Origin of the sequence: Pseudomonas fluorescens (genome assembly GCF_902497775.2) — a bacterium.
In the GTDB taxonomy this organism is placed as follows: Bacteria; Pseudomonadota; Gammaproteobacteria; order Pseudomonadales; family Pseudomonadaceae; genus Aquipseudomonas; species Aquipseudomonas putida_F.
This window is the reverse complement of the sequence record NZ_OZ024668.1, coordinates 2,659,092-2,677,572: the sequence shown is the minus strand read 5'-3', so window position 1 is coordinate 2,677,572 and position 18,481 is coordinate 2,659,092. Positions and strand designations below refer to the sequence as shown.

Sequence of the window (18,481 nt, the reverse complement as noted above, 5' to 3'; positions counted from 1 at the left end):
GCACAGGTTATTTCGCGAGGATGCCGCCTTCGGGCAACTGCGGATTGAATTCGTCGAAGAACGGGTAGTGGCCGGGCCGCAACGGGTGGATAACGACGAAGCTGGTCACCCCGGGCGACAGCACTTTCTCGACCCGCAGCGGTGTGCTTTCGAATTCCGCCGGGCCTTCGCCGAGGTTTTTCAACACGATCTTGAAGCGCTGCCCGGCCGGCACTTCGAGCAGGGCCGGGGTGAAGTGGCCGTCGCGCAGGATCAGCTCGAAGCTCGGCAACGGCGCGGCGCTCAGCGGCAGGGCCGCACAGGCGAGCAACAGGGCCAGGGCCTTCATTCAGTAACCGCCTTTCTTGCCGATCCCGGCATAGACGAACTCATAGTGCAGTTCACAGCGTTCAAACCACGGCTCGACCCCGGTTTCCTTGTCGGTATGCCGGCCCAATGCGCCATGGCCGGCCGGTGGCAGCAGTGTGAAGGTCAGCCTGTACTTGCCGGGCCCCTGGAGCTTGACGTTGTCGCCATAGTGCGGCCCGTCGTTGGCGACCATGGCGTGAAAGTCACCGTGGATGGGCGTGTCGCTGCCTTGTTTTTGCAGGCTGAAGGCAACGCTCAGGTAGGGCACGAAACTGCCTTCCTGAAAGCCCTGGCGGTTGTTTTCGGTGGCCCGCACGTCGGCTTCCAGATGGATATCGGAGTCAGTGGTCGCGCGCATCATCCCGGCGGGTGCCATTTCGATCGGCTGCAGGTACACCGCAGCGACCTCAAGGCCGGGGCACAACTGCGGCTCGCCAATGGGGTATTCCTTGGCGTGGGCAAGCGGGGCGATCAGGAGCAAGGCAAGAGGGAGCGAAAGGGCGCTACGCATGATGACTTCCTGGGCTGGGCAATGGGAGCCCGAGTCTAGGAAGCTTCTGTGCGAACAATAATGATTATTATCAATTTTACGGGATGTCGGTCAGCGTCCTTGATCTGCATCAAGGGCAAGCCCGCAACTGCGCAGTAGCGTGGAAACTCGCCCATTGCCCGTCAGAGGCAGCTTATGGCCAAGCCTTTTCCCATCAACCCCAAGCACCCCGAGCGTATCTGCTGGGGCTGTGATCGCTACTGCGCGGCCAACGCCCTGGCCTGCGGCAACGGCGCCGACCGCACCATGCACCCGGCGGAAATGTTCGGCGACGACTGGAACGAGCAGGGTGATTACGGGCTCGAGTTGCCCTCCGCCAGCGAGGCAACGGAGCGGGGAGGAGCGGGCCGCCTTTGAGCTGCAGGCGGCCCGGGATTGAATCGTATCAGGCCCGCTGGGCGCGCTGGTCGAGCTGTTGATCCACCAGCCACTTGCCGTGGGCCAGCGCCGCATGCTGGGCGTTTTCCAGGTCGGCCAGGTAAGCCATCTGCACCGGCAGCGACAAACGCCGGCTGGTGTGGCCGTCGGGATAGGTAATTAGGCATCCGGCGTTAAACGGGGTGGGGATGCCAGGATGGGTTTCGACGCTGGCGGTGATGGTGTGGTTGCGATGCACGCATTGGAGGGTCTTCATCGTCCTTACCTCGCTGCTGTGGTATCGAAAGCGCCTCAGTCAGGGTGCTTTTTCTGGTATACCACAGCAGCGGCCCGATTGGATCCTGGCCGACGAACGTGAGCGTCAGCGAAACGCCGGCAGCACTTCGTTGATGAACAGCGCCAAGGACTTTTTCTTCTCGGCATGGGGCAGGCTGTTATCGCACCAGAAGCTGAACTCATCGACGCCCAGTTCCTGGTAGTAGCGGATGCGCGCGATGATCTCGGCCGGAGTGCCGATCATGGTGTTCTTGCGGATGTTGTCCAGCGCGAACTCCGGGCGCTCCTTGAACTTGTCTTCCGGGCTGGGCGCCAGAAAGCCGTTGTCCGGCACCTGCTTGTTGCCGAACCAGGCATCGAAGGTGCGGTAGAAGCGCGAAATGGCCTGGGCCCCGACTTTCCAGCCGTCGACATCTTCGGCCGTATGCACGTGGGTATGGCGCAGCACCATCAGTTGCGGGCGCGGGACCTCGGGGTTGTTGGCCAGCGCTGCTTCGAACTTGTTTTTAAGGTCCAGAACCTCTTCATCGCCTTTCATCAGCGGCGTGACCATGACGTTACAGCCGTGTTTGACTGCAAAGTTGTGCGAGTCCGGGTCGCGGGCGGCGATCCACATCGGCGGCATGGGCTTCTGGATCGGCTTGGGCACGCAGGTCGAGGTGGGAAACTTCCAGATCTCGCCATCATGGGCGTAATCGCCTTGCCACAGCGCGCGGATTACCGGAACCATCTCGCGCAGGGCCTGGCCTCCCTCGGAGGCGGGCATGCCGCCGGCCATGCGGTCGAACTCGAACTGGTAGGCGCCGCGGGCCAGGCCGACTTCCATGCGACCGTTGCTGATTACGTCGAGCAGGGCGCATTCACCGGCCACCCGCAACGGGTGCCAGAACGGCGCGATGATGGTTCCGGCACCCAGGTGAATGGTGCTGGTGCGCGCTGCGAGGTACGCCAGCAGCGGCATCGGGCTTGGCGAGATGGTGTATTCCATGGCGTGGTGTTCGCCAATCCATACGGTGCTGAAACCGCCGTCTTCGGCCATCAGGGTCAGTTCGGTCAGGTCTTCGAACAGCTGGCGGTGGCTGACCTGTTCATCCCAACGTTCCATGTGTACGAACAACGAAAATTTCATGACGCATTCCTCGGATCTTGTTGTAGGTCGCCTGTCGGATCAGGCGGCATGACTCTCGACCTGCGCCCTGCGCCCGTCGTAAGAATAGTGCGGCTCAGGCGAAGGCTGGCAGCTCGGCCATCTTTCCGCGGCAGTACACCAGCGGGCTCGGGGCCTGTTCGGAGACAATGAGGTTTTTCACCGCGCCAACCATGATCGCGTGGTCACCGCCTTCGTATTCGCGCCACAGTTCGCACTCGATGATTGCGGTGGCGTTGGCCAGCAACGGATTGCCCAGGGCGCTCAGGGTCCATTCGATGCCTTGGGCCTTGTCTTTGCCTTTGCGCGCAAAGGCGTAGGCCTCGGCCTGTTGGGCGCCGGACAGCAAGTGGATGGCGAAGCGCTTGTTGCGGATCAGTACCGGGTAGGAGTCGGAGCTGTAGTTGGGGCAGAACAGCACCAGCGGCGGGTCCATGGACAGCGAGCTGAAGGCGCTGGCGGTCAGGCCGACGACCTGGGCGTCGTCGTCCAGGGTGGTAATCACCGTGACGCCGGACGGGAAGGAACCCAGGACGTTTTTGTAGACGGTTGCGTCGATCATGGCGTGGTCCTCGGAAGCAGCGGTGGTCCGCGTTTTTGTTTTATGTGTCTGATGGTATACCGTAATACGTGTTTTGCAAGTGTAATTTTCAGCCACGACGAATGGCACGAAATTGCTTAAAGGCCAGTAAATACGCGGCTTTTAGCAAATCGAGAAGAATGATGGCGTGAAGAAAATCAGATCAGTTGCAGTAAAAGCCGCCAGATCGGCCTTATGGAAATGTTGGAATACCATAATATCGACGATGCGGGGAGGGGGTGGTTGCAGGAGAGCCAGTTAGCTGCGAGCGCTGGCAAGGCCAGCCCCCACGGGCGTGGGAGCCGATGGAAGGGATCAGAACTCGGTCGGCTGAATGATCTCGACCCAGTAGTCGTCCGGGTCCTTGATGAACGCCAGGTGCTTCATGCGGCCGTCGCTCAGGCGCTTCTGGAAGTTCACGCCCAGTTGCTCGAAACGCTCGCAGGCGGCACGGATATCCGGTACCGAGATGCAGATATGGCCGAAACCGCGCGGGTCGGTGTTGCCGTTGTGGTAGGCAAACGCCGCGTCGTTCTCGCTGCCGTGGTTGTGGGTCAGTTCGAGGATGCCGGGGATCGATTTCATCCACTCGGTACGCTTGGCCGCATCCGCGGGGATCTGCGCCTTGTCGACCAGGGCGAGGAAGTACAGGCTGAACTCGGCTTCCGGGAAGTCGCGTTTCTCGACCAGGCTGAAGCCCAGCACGCGGGTGTAGAAGTCCAGGGATTTGGCAACGTCCTTGACCCGCAGCATGGTGTGGTTGAAAACGAAGTTGTGGGTCGCGGCATCCGGTTGCGCGGTGACACCAGGGAGGGTGTCGAGATGGTTCAGGCTCATGGGCTCTCCGCATTTGAGGCCGGCAACAGCGCTGCCAGCAAAACAGTCAGGGCGTCATGATACGGAACTGAAGCGATTGCGCAAACGATTTGCGCCCCGCCTTTGTGGGGCGGGGCGCAAGAATTAGAAGCCCGCCGAGGCGGGCGTATGGGGCGCTAGTCCGTTAGCAGCCTTCATCCTGATCCAGTCGATGTGAAAAAAGTGTGAAGGTGTTTTTCACGTGCGCAACCAGCTGTCGACTGTCTTGGCGCCGTACTGTTCTTTCCAGGCTTTCAGGCCCCGGTGGTTGCCGCCTTTGGTCTCGATCAGTTCGCCGGTGTGCGGATTTTCATAGACCTTTACCACGCGCGCGCGGCGCTGTTTTGGCGCGCTGACCGGGCCTTTGTGGGACGCCTTGGGGTCGAGGATGGCGATAACATCGCGCAGGCCCTTGTCGTAGTGTTTCATCAGGTCGACAAGTTTCTTTTCGAACTCGATTTCGCGCTTCAGGCCGGCGTCCTTTTTCAGCGCCTCCAATTGCGCCATTTGTTCCTGAAGGGCCTTTTCGGCAGCGCGGAACTCTGCAAGTCTGGACACTGTCATCACTCCTTTAAGTCTGCAATGGCCCGGCATGCGTGAAGATCAGCAACATTCTGTATAACGCAGCCGCCACCGGGTTGGGTACAACATCGCACTAATAAAGAGTGTAGTAGTCTGCACGTGGCCGGTAAACATTAAACTTATATATTGCTGATAACGGAACTTTCTTAATTAGCCACGGCCCTTGACCAAAGAACTAGTCGGCACTGCGCTCGGCACCTTAGACCATGGTCCAATGGCCCGGTCTAGAGCGGTTGCGAGATGATGGTCGATCACCGTCGACTGCCATCGACGCTGGGAGCATTGTCGGCGCCGGGACCGGCGCCGGTTGTTTTTTGCCTTTCTTTCGGATTTCGCTTCTCATGTTTGCCCCCTACCCTCTCGCGCCCGGGCGCAGCCTTGTTGGCCTGCTCGCGATGTTTGCTGCTGTATCGACTCAAGCCGCTGGTTTTCTTGAAGACAGCAGCGCCAAAGTCGAAGCACGCAACGTCTACTTCAACCGTGACTTTCGTGATGGTCATACCCGTTCCAATCAGGGAGCCTCGAAACGCGAAGAGTGGGCCCAGGGCTTTATTCTCAATATGCAGTCCGGCTACACCGAAGGCACTGTAGGGTTTGGTGTCGATGCGATAGGCATGCTCGGGTTCAAACTCGACTCCAGTCCGGCCGACAGTAACAGTGGTCTGTTGCCCTCCAGCGGACATGATCCACGGGGTTCGGTGGATCAGTACGCGAAGATGGGTGTGGCCGGCAAGATGCGTTACTCGCAGACGGTGCTTAAAGTCGGTTCGATGATGCCGGACATGCCGTTGCTCAAGTACAACGACGGGCGTCTGTTGCCGACGATGTTCCAGGGCGCGATGCTGACGTCCGAAGAAATCAAGAACCTGAAGTTCACGGTTGCCCGCCTGGACAAATACACCGCGCGCGATTCCACCGACCGCCAGGACATCCGCGTTCACTGCAAGAACAAACGTTACGCCTGCAATACCACTGCCGATCATTTCGACATGGCCGGGGTCGATTACACGTTCAATGACCGCCTGAGCGCGCAATACCAGGTGGCCAAACTTGAAAACATCTACCGCCAGCACTTCTTTGGCCTGCTGGCCAGCCAGCCGCTGAGCGTCGGCAGCCTCTCGGCCGACCTGCGCCTGATCAAGAGCGACGACATCGGCCGTGCCCGCGCCGGTGACATCGATCACCGCGCCTTCAGCGGCATGCTCGGTTACAGCCTCGGTGGCCACAAGGTCAGCGCCGGCTGGCAGCGCATGTTTGGCGAGAACGCCATGCCGTACCTGGATGGCAGCAACCCGTACCTGGTCAACTACGCCCAGGTCAACGACTTCGCTGCGGCCCAGGAGCGTTCCTGGCAACTGCGCTACGACTACGACTTCAAGGCCATGGGTGTGCCGGGCCTGAGCTTCTTCACCCGCTACATCAACGGCGACCATATCAAGGTCCCGGGCAGCCTGGCCGAGGGCAAGGAGTGGGAGCGCGACAGCGAGCTCAAGTACCAGATCCAGAGCGGCACCTTCAAGGATGTCAGCGTGCGCCTGCGTAATTCTACTTATCGCAGCAACTACGAGAAATACGCGCGCGACATGGACGAAACCCGGGTAATCGTCAGCTACAACTTCTCGATCTTCTAACCAGCAGTACGTTGCCATTGTGCTTCGGCCAGCCGACTATAGAGGCTGGCCGGGCCATGGAAGTGACGTGCAATGAAACAACTGCTGTTGATTGGTATCGGGCCGGGCAATCCGCGCCAGATCACCCTTGAAGCCATCGACGGGCTGAACCGTGCCCAGGTGTTCTTCGTGCTCGACAAAGGCGCAGCCAAGGATGAGTTGCTGCAGCTGCGCAAGAACATTCTCGAACGTTACATCGATCAGCCCGGCTATCGCCTGGTGCAGGTCGAGGACCCGCTGCGCGATGGCGCTGCCAGCGATTACGTCGGCGCCGTGCAGGACTGGCACCAGCAGCGCGCGGCGTTATACGCCCAGCTGATCGAAAACGAACTGGCTGACGGCGAATGCGGGGCTTTCCTGCTTTGGGGCGAACCGACCCTGTACGACAGCACCTTGCGCATTCTCGACCTGGTGCAGGCCCGTGGCCTGTCGCTGGCACTTGAAGTAATCCCCGGCATCAGCAGCGTCCAGGCCCTGGCCGCCGGTCACCGCATCCCCTTGAACCGTATCGGCGAGCCACTGACCGTGCTGCCCGGGCGCCGCCTGGCTGAACAGCCGCGTATCGACAACCTGGTGGTCATGCTCGATGGCCAGTGCGCCTTTGCCGCGCTGGAAGATGCGCAGTTGCACATCTACTGGGGTGCCTACCTGGGCACGGCCGATCAGATCCTGATTGCCGGGCCGTTGCTTGCGGTCAAGGCGCAGATCCTTGCCGCCCGTGAACAGGCACGGGCGCGCAAGGGCTGGATCATGGACACGTATCTGCTGCGTCGGCCGCTGTAGCCAGGCGGGTCTTGGCCTCGATCCACTGGGACATGTACTGGGTACTTTTGTGCTGGTGGTGACGGAGCATGGCGCCGGTGAAGTTGAACAGCCGGTGCTGGTCGAGGTCGGCCAGGGCGTACTCGATGCGCTCGACCAGAGCACTGGCGTGCTGGCGCCGGTCGTAGCGCGCGCCGAGCAAGCGCAGCGCGTCCTGCTGGGCGCGGTTCCAGCGTGCTTCATCGCTGTACAGGGTGGCGGCGGCTTCGGCCAGGCCTTCGGCGGTTTCGGCGATTGCCCCGGGCCAGGGCAGGGCGCCGTGCATGGCTTCGGCGCCGATGGGGGTGGTGACGCTGGGGGTACCGCACTGCATGGCGTCGGTGAGCTTGCCCTTGATCCCGGCGCCAAAGCGCAGCGGCGCCAGGCAAATGCGCGCGTTGCTCATCACCACAAGGGCGTCTTCGGCCCAGTTCATGATGTGAAAGCCCTCGGCGGGTTTGTGCAGCGCCGTGGCCTTGGGCGGGGTGTAGGCGCCGTAGATGTGCAGCTGCGCCTGTGGCAAGCGCCGGCGGATCATCGGCCACAGGCTGTTCTTCATCCACAGCACCGCGTCCCAGTTCGGCGCATGGCGAAAGTTGCCGATGCTGAGAAAATGCGCGCGCTCGGCAAATGGCTTGAACGGCTCGCTGGGGGCGTCGAGCATCAGCGGGCACCAGTGCAGCAAGTGCTCGGGCACGCCGAAGCCGTTGATCAGCAGGTCGATCTCGACATCGGAAATCATCAGGCTCAGGTCGCTGCGGTAAATGGCGGCGAGTTCGCGCAGGGTCAGGTCGGCGCTGGCCATCTGCCGATAGAGGTCGGGGCCGGAAGTGTTGAATAGCGCGCGAAAGTCATTCGGGTCCAGGCCTTCGATCAGGCGCCGGCGCAGCAGTTGCTGGCGGGCGTCGCGCAGGCTCTGCAGGTCGGAGGTTTCCAGCACGCGCAGGGCATTGGGGCAGTGTTTCTCCACGCGCCAGCCGAACTGCTCTTCCATCATGAAGCGGTCGAACAGCACCACGTCCGGGGCCAGTTCGCTGACGAAGCGGTCGAAACTGCTGTCATTGAGGGCGATGGCCTGTTCGGCGATGCCCAGGCTTGCCAGGTCGGCCTTATGCTCGCCAATGGCCGCGGGGCTGCTGAAGGTGACGCGCCAGCCGCGCTGCACGAAGCTTTCAAGGATCTGCATCATGTGCGAGCCAGCGGCCGAAGAGCGCGGCTCGGGCCAGACGTAGCCAATGACCAGGAGGTTGAGGGCAGGGGCGGACATGGGGATCGGGGACCTTGGCAAAAGCGCGTATTAAAGCAGATTCCGTGGGAGCGTCGCACCGCCGCCTCTACTCATCCTTAAACGGCCGGGAGAATGCCCTGCACCTTGTCACGTAACTGGTCGATGCTGAAAGGCTTGGCAATCTGGTGCATGCCGGCCGGTACGTCGAGGTTGTCGCCGTAGCCGCTGGCAAACAGCACCGGCAGCGCCGGGCGCAGTTCCCGGGCTTTGACTGCCAGATCCTTGCCGTTCATGTCCGGCAAGCCAACGTCGGTCAGCATCAAGGCCAGGGATTGTTGCGAGTCGGTCAATATTTCAAGCGCCGCTTGTGCATCGGCAGCCTGCAGCACCTGATAGCCGAGCTCTTCAAGCACCTCGACCGTCAGCATGCGCACGATAGCGTCATCTTCGACGACAAGCAGGGGCTGGGGTGTCTGGGGCATGGCGGTATTCCTGTACAAAAGTCTGTTCATTATCTGTAAGCCGGGTGCGCCCCGAAGTTCCCTCTGCGCTGAAAAAAGCCTCCCGAATGAACAGCATAGCGGTCATTGAAAAAGCAGGGAACGTTTGCGCAAGGTACCTCTCAAATGCTGGCTAAATGCCCTGCCAGAATGGCCAAAGGCGTTTAGACTCGGAGTAGGGAAGGCTGGCAGAATGACCGTTCCCGCGGAAAATAGAACCTTTACTCGAAAAATCCGCCACACTCTTTCGTTTGCTACCTTTGCTCGGGCGTCTTGAGATGATTCAACCAGCCTCAATCGATCAGCGCAGCTTTCGCAAGCTGCTGACCCGCAACATCGGCCTGCCCCTAGGGGTTGGACTGCTCAGTGCGGTGGTGTTCGTCACCATCATCAGCTACCTGCTGGCGGCCATTCAATGGGTCGAGCACACCGACCGGGTGATCAATAACGCCAACGAGACGGTCAAGCTGTCGATCGACATGGAAACCGGCATGCGTGGCTTCCTGCTCACCGGCGAGGAGCGCTTTCTAGACCCTTATGAAGTGGCCAAGCCCCAGGTGACTGCCGGGATCAAGGGTTTGGAGCAAATGGTGGTCGACAACCCGCAACAGGTTGACCGCCTGGAGCGCCTGCTGGGCCTGCAGGAAGAGTGGAACACCTTCGCCGCGACCATGATCAACCTGCGTCGCGACAACGGTAATTTTCGTGAGGCCATCGGCTCCGGACGAGGCAAGCGCCTCACCGACGAAATTCGCAAGGAGTTCGACGCGTTCATTGCCATGGAGCATCAGTTGCGGGTCGCCCGCAACGAAACGGTGAATACCACCACCATCGTGTCGATTTCAGCCTACCTTGTGTTCGTCATCCTGCTCAGTGGGCTGCTGGCCTACCTGGGCCGTCGCGACCTGTTGGCGCTGTCCAGCAGCTATGCCAGCACCCTGGAGTCGCAACAGCGCTCCAATCAGCGCCTTGAACGCCAGGCCTGGCTGCGTACCGGGCAGACCGAGCTGGCCGGCCAGGTGCTGGGGCAGCTGACCTTGCCGATGCTCGGCAGCAATATTCTGCGCTTCTTTGCCGGTTACCTGGGCAGCGCCGTGGGTGCCATGTACGCCCGTGATGAGCACGGTGGCTTGCGCCGGGTCGCCAGCTACGGGTTGTCGGCCGAGCAGGCTGCGCAGGAGCAGGTGGTCGGCAGCCACGAGGGGATTCTGGCCCAGGCGGTGATGCAGGAGCGCCTGCTGCGCCTGGACGATCTGCCAGCGGATTATTTCAAGGTCAGCAGCGGCCTGGGCGAGGGTTTGCCGCGCAGTGTGCTGGTAATGCCGACCAGCAACGACGGGCAGATCAACGGGGTGGTCGAGCTGGGCTTTTTGCGCAGCCTTGATGAGCGGGACATCGAGTTCCTCGAACTGGTCGCGGCCAACATGGGCACCTCGATCGAAAGCGCCCGCTACCGCCAGCGCCTGCAGGAAGTGCTGGCCGAAACCCAGCAGCTCAACGAAGAGCTGCAGGTGCAGCAGGAAGAGCTGAAAACCGCCAACGAAGAGCTCGAAGAGCAATCGCGGGTGCTCAAGGAGTCCCAGGCGCACCTGGAAACCCAGCAGGCCGAGCTGGAACAGACCAACGAGCAGTTGGCCGAGCGCACTGAAGCCCTGGCCGAACAGCGTGACGCCCTGGACCGCAAGAACGGCGAGTTGAACCAGGCCCAGGTCGAGCTGCAGGAGCGCGCCGAAGAGCTGCAGCGCTCGAGCAAGTACAAGTCCGAGTTCCTCGCCAACATGTCCCACGAGCTGCGCACGCCGCTCAACAGTTCGCTGATCCTGGCCAAGTTGCTGGCCGAGAACGCCGAAGAGAACCTCTCCGGTGAGCAGGTCAAGTTTGCCGAGTCGATCTATTCGGCGGGCAACGACCTGCTCAACCTGATCAACGATATCCTCGACATCGCCAAGGTCGAGGCCGGCAAGCTGGAAGTGCGTCCGGAAACCACCCACGTGGCGCGCCTGACCGAAGGCTTGCGCAACCTGTTCGAGCCGCTGGCCAACGAAAAACAGCTGCGCTTTACGGTGTCGGTCGAGGCGCAAGTCCCCGCGACCCTGTACACCGATCGCCAGCGCCTGGAGCAGATCCTCAAGAACCTGCTTTCCAATGCAGTGAAGTTCACCGAACGCGGCGAGGTCAGCCTCAGCGTGGGTTGGCAGGCCGGCGCCGGGATTGTCTTCTCGGTGCGCGACAGCGGCATCGGCATTGCCGCCGACCAGCAGCAGAGCATCTTCGAAGCCTTCCACCAGGCCGATGGCACCACCAACCGCCGTTATGGCGGCACTGGCCTGGGCCTGTCGATTTCGCGGGACCTGGCACAGTTGCTCGGCGGCCAGATCAGCGTCGACAGCAGCCTGGGCAAGGGCAGCGTGTTCAGCCTGATCCTGCCGGAGCGCTACGAGCCTATTGTCGACCAGAGCCCGGCGCTGGTCGTTCATCAGCCGGCACGGGTGGTCGCGGCCCCGGTGGCGGAGGAGGTCCCGCTGGCACCCGTGCCACGCCCGGCGCCAAGCTTTGCTGACGATCGCAACAAGGCGCCGTTCAGCAACCGGCTGATCCTGGTGATCGAAGACGAGCCCAATTTCGCCCGTATTCTCTATGATCTGGCCCATGAACTGGGCTACAGCTGCCTGGTGGCCCAGGCTGCCGACGAGGGCTTTGAACTGGCGGCAAGCTTCATTCCCGACGCCGTGCTGCTGGACATGCGCCTGCCGGACCATTCCGGCCTGACCGTGCTGCAGCGGCTCAAGGAGCAGGCCAGCACCCGGCACATTCCGGTGCATGTGATCTCGGTCGAGGACCGGGTCGAGGCGGCGCTGCACATGGGCGCCATCGGCTATGCGGTAAAACCTGCGACCCGCGAAGAGCTCAAGCAGGTGTTCGCCCGCCTGGAAGCCAAGCTGACCCAGAAGCTCAAGCACATCCTGCTGGTCGAGGACGATGACCTGCAGCGCGAAAGCATCGCCCGCCTGATCGGCGACGAAGACATCGAGATCACTGCGGTGGGCATGGCCCAGCAAGCCCTGGACCTGCTGCGCGAAAATATCTACGACTGCATGATCATCGACCTCAAGCTGCCGGACATGCTCGGTAACGAGCTGCTCAAGCGCATGTCCGACGACGACATCCGCTCGTTCCCGCCAGTGATCGTCTACACCGGGCGCAACCTCACCCGCGAAGAAGAAGCCGACCTGCTCAAGTACTCGCGCTCGATCATCATCAAGGGCGCACGCTCGCCCGAGCGCCTGCTCGATGAAGTGACGCTTTTTCTGCACAAAGTCGAATCCAAGCTGTCCCATGAAAGGCAGCGCATGCTCAAGACCGCGCGTAGCCGCGACAAGGTCTTCGAAGGCCGCAAGCTGCTGCTGGTGGATGACGACGTGCGTAACATCTTTGCCCTGACCAGCGCCCTGGAACACAAGGGTGCGATCGTCGAGATCGGGCGCAATGGCCGCGAAGCCATCGAGCGCCTGGAACAGCACCAGGACATCGACCTTGTGCTGATGGACGTGATGATGCCGGAAATGGACGGCTACGAAGCCACCCGCCTGATCCGCAAGGACCCGCGCTGGCGCAAGCTGCCGATCATCGCCGTTACCGCCAAGGCGATGAAGGATGACCAGGAACGTTGCCTGCAGGCCGGCGCCAACGACTACCTGGCCAAGCCCATCGACCTCGACCGGCTGTTCTCGCTGATCCGTGTCTGGCTGCCGCAACTGGAGCGAATTTGAGTATCGAACGCAATACCGACATTGAAATCCGGCTGCTGATCGAGGCGATCTACCTCAAGTACAGCTATGACTTTCGCGATTACTCCGGCGCCTCGATCAAGCGCCGGATCCAGCACGCCCTGCGCCAGTTCGACTGCAAGACTGTCTCGGCCCTGCAGGAGCGGGTGCTGCATGACCCGGGGATGTTCATGCAGTTGCTGCAGTTCCTGACCATCCCGGTCAGCGAGATGTTCCGCGACCCCGAGCACTTTCTCGCGGTGCGCCAGGAGGTGGTGCCGCTGCTGCGTACCTGGCCGTCGATCAAGATCTGGATCGCTGGCTGCAGCACGGGTGAGGAGGTCTACTCGATGGCCATCCTGTTGCGCGAAGAAGGTTTGCTGGAGCGCACCATCATCTACGCCACCGACATCAACCCCAGCTCCCTGGAAAAGGCCAAGCAGGGCATCTACAGCATGCACAACATGCGCCTGTATGCTGACAACTACCGCAAGGCCGGCGGGCGTGGTGAGCTCAGTGACTACTACACCTCGGCCTATGGCAACGCCATCGTCGACAGTAGCCTGCGCGACAACGTGACCTTCGCCGACCACAGCCTGGCCACCGACAGCGTGTTCTCCGAAACCCAGTTGATCTCCTGCCGCAATGTGCTGATCTACTTCAACAAGACCCTGCAGGATCGCGCTTTCGGCCTGTTCCACGAGTCGCTGTGCCATCGCGGCTTTCTGGTGCTGGGCAGCAAGGAAACCCTGGACTTCTCGGCCTACTCCGACCAGTTCGAGGCGCTGGTCAAGCCTGAACGGATCTACCGCAAATCATGAACGGCGTTCAGGCGATTGCCCTTGGCGCCTCGGCGGGCGGCGTCAGCGCCTTGCTCGCGGTATTCCACAGCCTGCCGCCGGCGTTTCGCATCCCGCTGCTGTGCGTGCTGCACCTGCCGGACGATCGCCAGAGCCATCTGGCCGAGGTCTTTGCCCGCAGGCTCCAACGCCCGGTACACGAAGCCCGCGACAAGGAAGATATCGTCCCCGGCACCATTTATGTGGCAGGGCCCGGTTATCACCTGTCGGTGGAGCGCGATTACAGCCTGTCGCTGAGCCAGGAAGAGCGCGTGCATTTTTCCCGGCCTTCGATCGACTTTTTGTTCGAGTCGGCGGCCGATGCCTATGGCCCGGGCCTGCTCGGTGTGCTGCTGACCGGCGCCAATGAAGACGGCGCCCGTGGCCTTGCCAGTATCAAGCGCCAAGGTGGCCGGACCATCGTCCAGGACCCCCAGGAGGCGCAAGTGTCGACCATGCCGCGCGCGGCGCTGGCCCTGCACCGGCCCGACTACATACTCCCTTTGAATGGTATCGGGCAACTGCTCGCCAGCCTGGAAGCCCCTGAATGCTAAGGCACATACAAGCAAAACTGCTGATCGTCGACGACCTGCCGGAAAACCTCCTGGCCCTTGAGGCGTTGATCAAAGGCGAAGACCGCGAGGTGCATCAGGCCCAGTCCGCCGACCAGGCCCTGGCGCTGCTGCTTGAGCACGAGTTCGCCCTGGCCATTCTCGATGTGCAGATGCCCGGCATGAACGGCTTCGAGCTGGCCGAGCTGATGCGCGGCACCGAGAAGACCAAGAACATCCCCATCGTCTTTGTCAGCGCCGCCGGGCGCGAGATGAACTACGCCTTCAAGGGCTACGAAAGCGGCGCGGTGGACTTCCTGCACAAGCCGCTGGACAGCCTGGCGGTGAAAAGCAAGGTGGCGGTGTTCGTCGACCTGTTCCGCCAGCGCAAGGCCCTCGGCCAGCAACTGGAGGCCCTGGAGCGCAGCCGCGAAGAGCAGGAGTTGTTGCTGGCCCAGTTGCAGGTGACCCGCCGCGAGCTGGAGCACGCGGTGCGCATGCGCGATGATTTCATGTCGATCGTTTCCCATGAGGTGCGCACGCCGCTTAACGGCCTGATCCTCGAAACCCAGTTGCGCAAGCTGCACCTGGCCAAGGACAACGCCGATGCCTTTACCCTGGACAAGATGCGCGCCATGGTCGAGCGTGACGAGCGCCAGATCAACAGCCTGATCCGCCTGATCGAGGACATGCTCGACGTGTCGCGGATCCGCACCGGCAAGCTGTCGATCCGCCCCAGCCAGTTCGACCTGGGGCAACTGGTCGGCGGCTTGATCGAGAACTTCGAAGCCCAGGCCGCAGCGGCCGAGTCGCATATCGAGTTCGACGCTGGCGTGCCGTTGGCCGGGGTGTGGGACGAGTTTCGCATCGAGCAGGTGGTCGCCAATCTGCTGACCAATGCCCTGCGCTATGGCGCTAAAAGCCCGGTGCAAGTGCGCACGTTCAAGGACAGCGGCATGGCCTGCATCGAGGTGCGTGACCACGGCATTGGTATCAGCGAGCACAACCAGCAGCGGATCTTCCAGCAGTTCGAGCGGGTTGCTTGCAGCCAGAGCAGCGCCGGCTTGGGCCTTGGCCTGTACATCTGCGAGCAGATCGTCCTGGCCCATGGCGGCAGTATCAGCGTGCACAGCATCGAAGGCCAGGGCGCGACCTTTACCGTACGCCTGCCGCTGCCGCTGCCGCTGCCGCTGCCGCAGCTACCGCGAGAAAATGACCGGCAGCAGGCAACCTCTGCCTGAGGCCGGGGTCGTATAGCGATGCAATCGAGCATTTACAGAACAAGGCAATGGCATGAGTGAAGATGCGCAAGACGTAGTACTGGTGGTCGAAGACGAACCGGTGATTCGCATGATTCTCGAGGACTACCTCAAGGGCGAGGGTTACCACGTGCTGGTGGCGGAGAACGGTGAGCAAGCCTTTAAGATTCTGGCGAGCAAGCCGCACCTGGACCTGATCGTCACCGATTTTCGTTTGCCGGGCGGGATCTCCGGGGTGCAGATCGCCGAACCTGCGGTCAAGTTGCGACCGGACCTGAAAGTGATCTTCATCAGCGGTTACCCGGCAGAAATTCGCGAGTCAGGCAGGCCGATCGCCTTCAAGGCGCCGATCCTGGCCAAGCCTTTCGACCTGGACAGCCTGCGCGACCAGATTCAGGAACAGTTGCGCTAAGGCAGTGTTTGATTCACGCCATCGAGTTCAGGCTCTCGCCACGCAAGGTCCGTTCGATCCCGCCCAGCAGCATGCTTTCCATCAGCGCCAGGCCCTGGGCCTGGGGCAGTTGTGAGGTTTGCAGCCAGCCGGGCAGGCTGTTGAGCAAGTTGGCGATGACATGGGCCGTGACTTCAAGGGCCTGGCCGCGCAGGGTTGCCTTGGGCACCAACAGACGCAGCAGGGCGCTTTCATACTGTTGGCGCAATTGGCCGATGCGCGCCTGTTGCTCGACACTCAGGCAGCACAGGTCACGCTCGGCCAGACGAAACTGCAGCGGCCGCTCGGCATGCAAGCCCCAGTGGGCGGCAATCACTTCGACCAGTGTTTGCTGCTGGTTGCGACGCCCCGGGTTGAGGGTCGCCAGCAGCTCCTCGAACAGCTCCTCGATCAGATCGAACAGCAAGTGCTGCTTGCTCGGGAAGTGATGGTACAAGGAGCCTGCGGTCAGCCCCAGGTGCGCAGCCAGTTCACGCATGCTGACCTGGCCGAAGCCCTTCTCGGCGAACAGCTCCAGGGCCTTGTCACGCCGCTCTTCAAAGTTCGCACAACGCAAAGCGGCGTCCATGACAAGGCTCCCTAGTAGGTGAAGAAACCGCGACCGCTCTTGCGCCCCAGGTAGCCGGCGGCAACCATTTCCTTGAGCAGCGCAGCAGGGCGGTATTTGCTGTCGTTGTAGCCTTCGTGGAAGGCTTCGATGATCGCCAGCAGGGTATCGAGGCCGATCAGGTCGGCCAGGGCCAGCGGGCCGATCGGCTGGTTGCAACCCAGGCGCATGCCGGTGTCGATGTCTTCGGCGCTGGCCAGGCCTTCCTGGAGCACGAAGATCGCTTCGTTGATCATCGGCACGAGGATGCGGTTGACCACAAAGCCTGGGCGGTTGCCGGCACTGATCGGCGTCTTGCCGACTTTTTCGGTCAGGGCCATGGCCTTGGCGTAGGTGGCATCACTGGTTTGCAGGCCGCGGATAATCTCGACCAGGGCCATCATCGGCACCGGGTTGAAGAAGTGCACGCCAATGAAGCGCTCAGGCTGGCTGACCGCCGCGCCCAGCTGGGTAATCGACAGCGACGAGGTGTTGGTGGCAATCACGCACTGGTCGCTGACGCTGGCGGCGATCTGTTTGAGGATACGCAGCTTGAGCTCGAGGTTTTCGGTAGCGGCCTCGATCACCAGCTCGGCCTGTTGCAGTTGCCCGTAGTCGGTGCTGGTGCGGATGCGCGCCACGGCGGCTTCGGCATCTTCAGCGGCCAGGGTCTGTTTGCTGACCTGGCGCTCGAGGTTCTTGCGCAAGGTCGCCACACCGCGCTCAAGGGCGGCGTCGGACACATCGATTAGCGTTACCTGGTAACCGGCCACGGCACACACCTGGGCAATGCCATTGCCCATGGTGCCAGCACCGATCACCGCAATATTTTCAATACTCACCTTTTACTCCTGGCTCAGACGCGTTCGAAGACGATGGCGATACCCTGGCCACCGCCGATGCACATGGTAGCAAGGGCGTAGCGGCCCTGGATGCGCTGCAGTTCATGGATGGCCTTGGTGGCGATGATCGCCCCGGTGGCGCCCACCGGATGGCCGAGGGAGATGCCCGAACCGTTGGGGTTGACCTTTTCCGGGTCAAAGCCCAGTTCACCGGCCACCGCGCAGGCTTGTGCGGCAAAGGCTTCGTTGGACTCGATGACGTCGAGGTCGGCCACGCTCAGGCCGGCTTTGTCGAGCACCTTGCGGGTGGCCGGTACCGGGCCCAGGCCCATCAGCTCAGGCTCGACGCCAGCATGCGCGTATGCCACCAGGCGGGCCAGCGGTTGCAGGTTGTGGCGTTTGACGAAGTCGCCGGTGGCCAGCACCAGGGCACCGGCACCGTCGTTCAGGCCGCTGGCGTTACCGGCGGTGACCGTGCCGTCTTTCTTGAATACCGCTTTCATGCCGGCCAGTTGCTCGGCGGTCACTTCACCGCGCACGTGCTCGTCGACCTCGAACCGTACCGGGCCTTTGCGGCTGGGAATCTCGATCGGCACGATCTGGCTGGCGAAGCGGCCTTCAGCGATGGCACGGGCGGCGCGGCGCTGGCTGGTCAGGGCCAGCTCGTCCTGCATCTGGCGGGTGATGCCATTGCGCTCGGCCACGTTCTCGGCGGTGATGCCCATGTGGAAACCGGCGAAGGGGTCGTGGAGGATGCCGAGCATATAGTCGATGCCCTGCAGATCACCCATGCGTGCGCCCCAACGGGCGTGCGGCAGCAGGTAAGGGCCGCGGCTCATGGATTCGGCACCGGCGGCGACCACCGCTTCGGCATCGCCCAGCAGCAGGCTTTGCGCCGCCGAAACAATGGCCTGCAGGCCCGAGCCGCACAGGCGGTTGACGTTGAACGCCGGGGTTTCCTTGGGGATACCGGCATTCATTGCCGCAACCCGCGCAAGGTAGGCGTCGCGCGCCTCGGTCGGGATCACGTTGCCCATGACCACATGGCCGATCTGCTCAGGCGCAACGCCTGCACGGTCGATGGCGGCACGGGTCACGGTGCTGGCCAGGTCCGCCAGAGGCAGGTCCTTGAGGGCGCCGCCGAAGCTGCCGATGGCCGAGCGTACAGCGCTGACTACATAGATGTCCGGGGTGTTCATGATCGACTCCAGTGTGCGAAAGCGTGGCGGGGCAGGCCTGGCGTCTGCCAGAATGCTGCCCACAGCCACCTT

The 18,481-nt window shown here is 62.0% G+C and carries 20 protein-coding genes; 8 read left to right on the top strand and 12 right to left on the bottom strand.

The genetic code is table 11. The features are described from left to right. Positions 1 to 7: 7 nt before the first annotated feature. Both F8N82_RS12145 and F8N82_RS12140 read right to left on the bottom strand, forming a co-directional pair. Positions 8 to 328 carry a cupredoxin domain-containing protein gene (locus F8N82_RS12145; RefSeq protein ID WP_036995865.1) on the bottom strand — a complete coding sequence of 107 codons (321 nt, stop codon included), beginning with the start codon at positions 326 to 328 and terminating at the stop codon, positions 8 to 10. Next, the gene (locus tag F8N82_RS12140; protein WP_038995530.1) at positions 329 to 859 is read right to left on the bottom strand and encodes an iron transporter; all 531 of its coding nucleotides are present in this window, start codon (positions 857 to 859) and stop codon (positions 329 to 331) included. A 174-nt stretch (positions 860 to 1,033) separates the two neighbouring features. Between F8N82_RS12140 and F8N82_RS12135 the strand changes: the two genes are divergently transcribed. Further along, positions 1,034 to 1,255, top strand: coding sequence for a DUF3079 domain-containing protein (locus tag F8N82_RS12135; RefSeq protein ID WP_038995529.1), 222 nt, complete (start codon positions 1,034 to 1,036; stop codon positions 1,253 to 1,255). 28 nt (positions 1,256 to 1,283) lie between these two features. Here the strand turns inward: F8N82_RS12135 and F8N82_RS12130 are convergent, their stop codons facing one another. From F8N82_RS12130 to F8N82_RS12110, 5 genes are all read right to left on the bottom strand, one after another. Further along, positions 1,284 to 1,532 (bottom strand): hypothetical protein, encoded by a 249-nt coding sequence (locus tag F8N82_RS12130; RefSeq protein ID WP_038995528.1) that lies wholly within the window; start codon positions 1,530 to 1,532, stop codon positions 1,284 to 1,286. Between the two features lie 105 nt (positions 1,533 to 1,637). Further along, a complete protein-coding gene (locus F8N82_RS12125) occupies positions 1,638 to 2,681 on the bottom strand; it encodes an LLM class flavin-dependent oxidoreductase (RefSeq protein ID WP_038995526.1) in 1,044 nt (347 codons plus the stop codon). A 94-nt stretch (positions 2,682 to 2,775) separates the two neighbouring features. Beyond that, positions 2,776 to 3,261: a flavin reductase family protein gene (locus F8N82_RS12120; RefSeq protein WP_038995525.1), complete on the bottom strand. Its 486-nt coding sequence runs from the start codon at positions 3,259 to 3,261 to the stop codon at positions 2,776 to 2,778. Positions 3,262 to 3,594: 333 nt separating this feature from the next. Then, positions 3,595 to 4,116: a lactoylglutathione lyase gene (gloA, locus tag F8N82_RS12115; protein WP_038995524.1), complete on the bottom strand. Its 522-nt coding sequence runs from the start codon at positions 4,114 to 4,116 to the stop codon at positions 3,595 to 3,597. Between the two features lie 216 nt (positions 4,117 to 4,332). Then, positions 4,333 to 4,692 (bottom strand): histone-like nucleoid-structuring protein, MvaT/MvaU family, encoded by a 360-nt coding sequence (locus F8N82_RS12110; protein ID WP_038995523.1) that lies wholly within the window; start codon positions 4,690 to 4,692, stop codon positions 4,333 to 4,335. Positions 4,693 to 5,057: 365 nt separating this feature from the next. Between F8N82_RS12110 and F8N82_RS12105 the strand changes: the two genes are divergently transcribed. Together F8N82_RS12105 and cobF are read left to right on the top strand one after the other, a co-directional pair. Continuing rightward, positions 5,058 to 6,347 carry an OprD family porin gene (locus F8N82_RS12105; RefSeq protein ID WP_038995522.1) on the top strand — a complete coding sequence of 430 codons (1,290 nt, stop codon included), beginning with the start codon at positions 5,058 to 5,060 and terminating at the stop codon, positions 6,345 to 6,347. Between the two features lie 72 nt (positions 6,348 to 6,419). Continuing rightward, positions 6,420 to 7,169 (top strand): precorrin-6A synthase (deacetylating), encoded by a 750-nt coding sequence (gene cobF / locus F8N82_RS12100; RefSeq protein WP_038995521.1) that lies wholly within the window; start codon positions 6,420 to 6,422, stop codon positions 7,167 to 7,169. Here the strand turns inward: cobF and F8N82_RS12095 are convergent. After that, the gene (locus tag F8N82_RS12095; protein ID WP_038995520.1) at positions 7,135 to 8,454 is read right to left on the bottom strand and encodes a glycosyltransferase; all 1,320 of its coding nucleotides are present in this window, start codon (positions 8,452 to 8,454) and stop codon (positions 7,135 to 7,137) included. The genes cobF and F8N82_RS12095 overlap by 35 nt on opposite strands. A gap of 77 nt (positions 8,455 to 8,531) precedes the next feature. Then, the gene (locus tag F8N82_RS12090; protein WP_038995519.1) at positions 8,532 to 8,897 is read right to left on the bottom strand and encodes a response regulator; all 366 of its coding nucleotides are present in this window, start codon (positions 8,895 to 8,897) and stop codon (positions 8,532 to 8,534) included. Positions 8,898 to 9,193: 296 nt separating this feature from the next. Between F8N82_RS12090 and F8N82_RS12085 the strand changes: the two genes are divergently transcribed. Genes F8N82_RS12085 through F8N82_RS12065 form a run of 5 tightly spaced genes read left to right on the top strand, consistent with a single transcriptional unit; the run spans position 9,194 to position 15,743 of the window. Next, positions 9,194 to 12,685 (top strand): response regulator, encoded by a 3,492-nt coding sequence (locus F8N82_RS12085; RefSeq protein ID WP_038995518.1) that lies wholly within the window; start codon positions 9,194 to 9,196, stop codon positions 12,683 to 12,685. Beyond that, positions 12,682 to 13,503: a CheR family methyltransferase gene (locus F8N82_RS12080; protein WP_038995516.1), complete on the top strand. Its 822-nt coding sequence runs from the start codon at positions 12,682 to 12,684 to the stop codon at positions 13,501 to 13,503. The genes F8N82_RS12085 and F8N82_RS12080 overlap by 4 nt, the downstream gene beginning before the upstream one ends. Continuing rightward, entirely contained in the window at positions 13,500 to 14,075 is a 576-nt protein-coding gene (locus F8N82_RS12075; protein ID WP_038995515.1) for a chemotaxis protein CheB, read from the top strand. The genes F8N82_RS12080 and F8N82_RS12075 overlap by 4 nt, the downstream gene beginning before the upstream one ends. After that, positions 14,069 to 15,313, top strand: a complete 1,245-nt coding sequence (locus F8N82_RS12070; RefSeq protein WP_150776742.1) for a hybrid sensor histidine kinase/response regulator — start codon at positions 14,069 to 14,071, stop codon at positions 15,311 to 15,313. The genes F8N82_RS12075 and F8N82_RS12070 overlap by 7 nt, the downstream gene beginning before the upstream one ends. 52 nt (positions 15,314 to 15,365) lie before the next feature. Next, positions 15,366 to 15,743, top strand: a complete 378-nt coding sequence (locus tag F8N82_RS12065) for a response regulator (protein WP_038995513.1) — start codon at positions 15,366 to 15,368, stop codon at positions 15,741 to 15,743. A 13-nt stretch (positions 15,744 to 15,756) separates the two neighbouring features. On the opposite strand, the gene F8N82_RS12060 is transcribed toward F8N82_RS12065, so the two are convergent. Genes F8N82_RS12060 through F8N82_RS12050 form a run of 3 tightly spaced genes read right to left on the bottom strand, consistent with a single transcriptional unit; the run spans position 15,757 to position 18,409 of the window. Beyond that, positions 15,757 to 16,350, bottom strand: a complete 594-nt coding sequence (locus tag F8N82_RS12060) for a TetR/AcrR family transcriptional regulator (protein WP_038995512.1) — start codon at positions 16,348 to 16,350, stop codon at positions 15,757 to 15,759. A gap of 11 nt (positions 16,351 to 16,361) precedes the next feature. Continuing rightward, on the bottom strand, positions 16,362 to 17,210 hold the full coding sequence (locus F8N82_RS12055) for a 3-hydroxybutyryl-CoA dehydrogenase (protein ID WP_038995510.1): 849 nt from the start codon (positions 17,208 to 17,210) through the stop codon (positions 16,362 to 16,364). Positions 17,211 to 17,224: 14 nt separating this feature from the next. After that, positions 17,225 to 18,409 carry an acetyl-CoA C-acyltransferase family protein gene (locus F8N82_RS12050; protein ID WP_038995508.1) on the bottom strand — a complete coding sequence of 395 codons (1,185 nt, stop codon included), beginning with the start codon at positions 18,407 to 18,409 and terminating at the stop codon, positions 17,225 to 17,227. Between the last annotated feature and the right edge of the window lie 72 nt (positions 18,410 to 18,481).

What these genes read in the sequence shown, in the direction of transcription:
- F8N82_RS12140 (WP_038995530.1), bottom strand. Translation starts at nt 859, where the DNA reads ATGCGTAGCGCCCTTTCGCTCCCTCTTGCCTTGCTCCTGATCGCCCCG.
- F8N82_RS12095 (WP_038995520.1), bottom strand. Translation starts at nt 8,454, where the DNA reads ATGTCCGCCCCTGCCCTCAACCTCCTGGTCATTGGCTACGTCTGGCCC.
- F8N82_RS12070 (WP_150776742.1), top strand. Translation starts at nt 14,069, where the DNA reads ATGCTAAGGCACATACAAGCAAAACTGCTGATCGTCGACGACCTGCCG.
- F8N82_RS12065 (WP_038995513.1), top strand. Translation starts at nt 15,366, where the DNA reads ATGAGTGAAGATGCGCAAGACGTAGTACTGGTGGTCGAAGACGAACCG.
- F8N82_RS12050 (WP_038995508.1), bottom strand. Translation starts at nt 18,409, where the DNA reads ATGAACACCCCGGACATCTATGTAGTCAGCGCTGTACGCTCGGCCATC.
- gloA (WP_038995524.1), bottom strand. Translation starts at nt 4,116, where the DNA reads ATGAGCCTGAACCATCTCGACACCCTCCCTGGTGTCACCGCGCAACCG.
- F8N82_RS12125 (WP_038995526.1), bottom strand. Translation starts at nt 2,681, where the DNA reads ATGAAATTTTCGTTGTTCGTACACATGGAACGTTGGGATGAACAGGTC.
- F8N82_RS12060 (WP_038995512.1), bottom strand. Translation starts at nt 16,350, where the DNA reads ATGGACGCCGCTTTGCGTTGTGCGAACTTTGAAGAGCGGCGTGACAAG.
- F8N82_RS12135 (WP_038995529.1), top strand. Translation starts at nt 1,034, where the DNA reads ATGGCCAAGCCTTTTCCCATCAACCCCAAGCACCCCGAGCGTATCTGC.
- cobF (WP_038995521.1), top strand. Translation starts at nt 6,420, where the DNA reads ATGAAACAACTGCTGTTGATTGGTATCGGGCCGGGCAATCCGCGCCAG.
- F8N82_RS12120 (WP_038995525.1), bottom strand. Translation starts at nt 3,261, where the DNA reads ATGATCGACGCAACCGTCTACAAAAACGTCCTGGGTTCCTTCCCGTCC.
- F8N82_RS12105 (WP_038995522.1), top strand. Translation starts at nt 5,058, where the DNA reads ATGTTTGCCCCCTACCCTCTCGCGCCCGGGCGCAGCCTTGTTGGCCTG.
- F8N82_RS12130 (WP_038995528.1), bottom strand. Translation starts at nt 1,532, where the DNA reads ATGAAGACCCTCCAATGCGTGCATCGCAACCACACCATCACCGCCAGC.
- F8N82_RS12085 (WP_038995518.1), top strand. Translation starts at nt 9,194, where the DNA reads ATGATTCAACCAGCCTCAATCGATCAGCGCAGCTTTCGCAAGCTGCTG.
- F8N82_RS12090 (WP_038995519.1), bottom strand. Translation starts at nt 8,897, where the DNA reads ATGCCCCAGACACCCCAGCCCCTGCTTGTCGTCGAAGATGACGCTATC.
- F8N82_RS12075 (WP_038995515.1), top strand. Translation starts at nt 13,500, where the DNA reads ATGAACGGCGTTCAGGCGATTGCCCTTGGCGCCTCGGCGGGCGGCGTC.
- F8N82_RS12145 (WP_036995865.1), bottom strand. Translation starts at nt 328, where the DNA reads ATGAAGGCCCTGGCCCTGTTGCTCGCCTGTGCGGCCCTGCCGCTGAGC.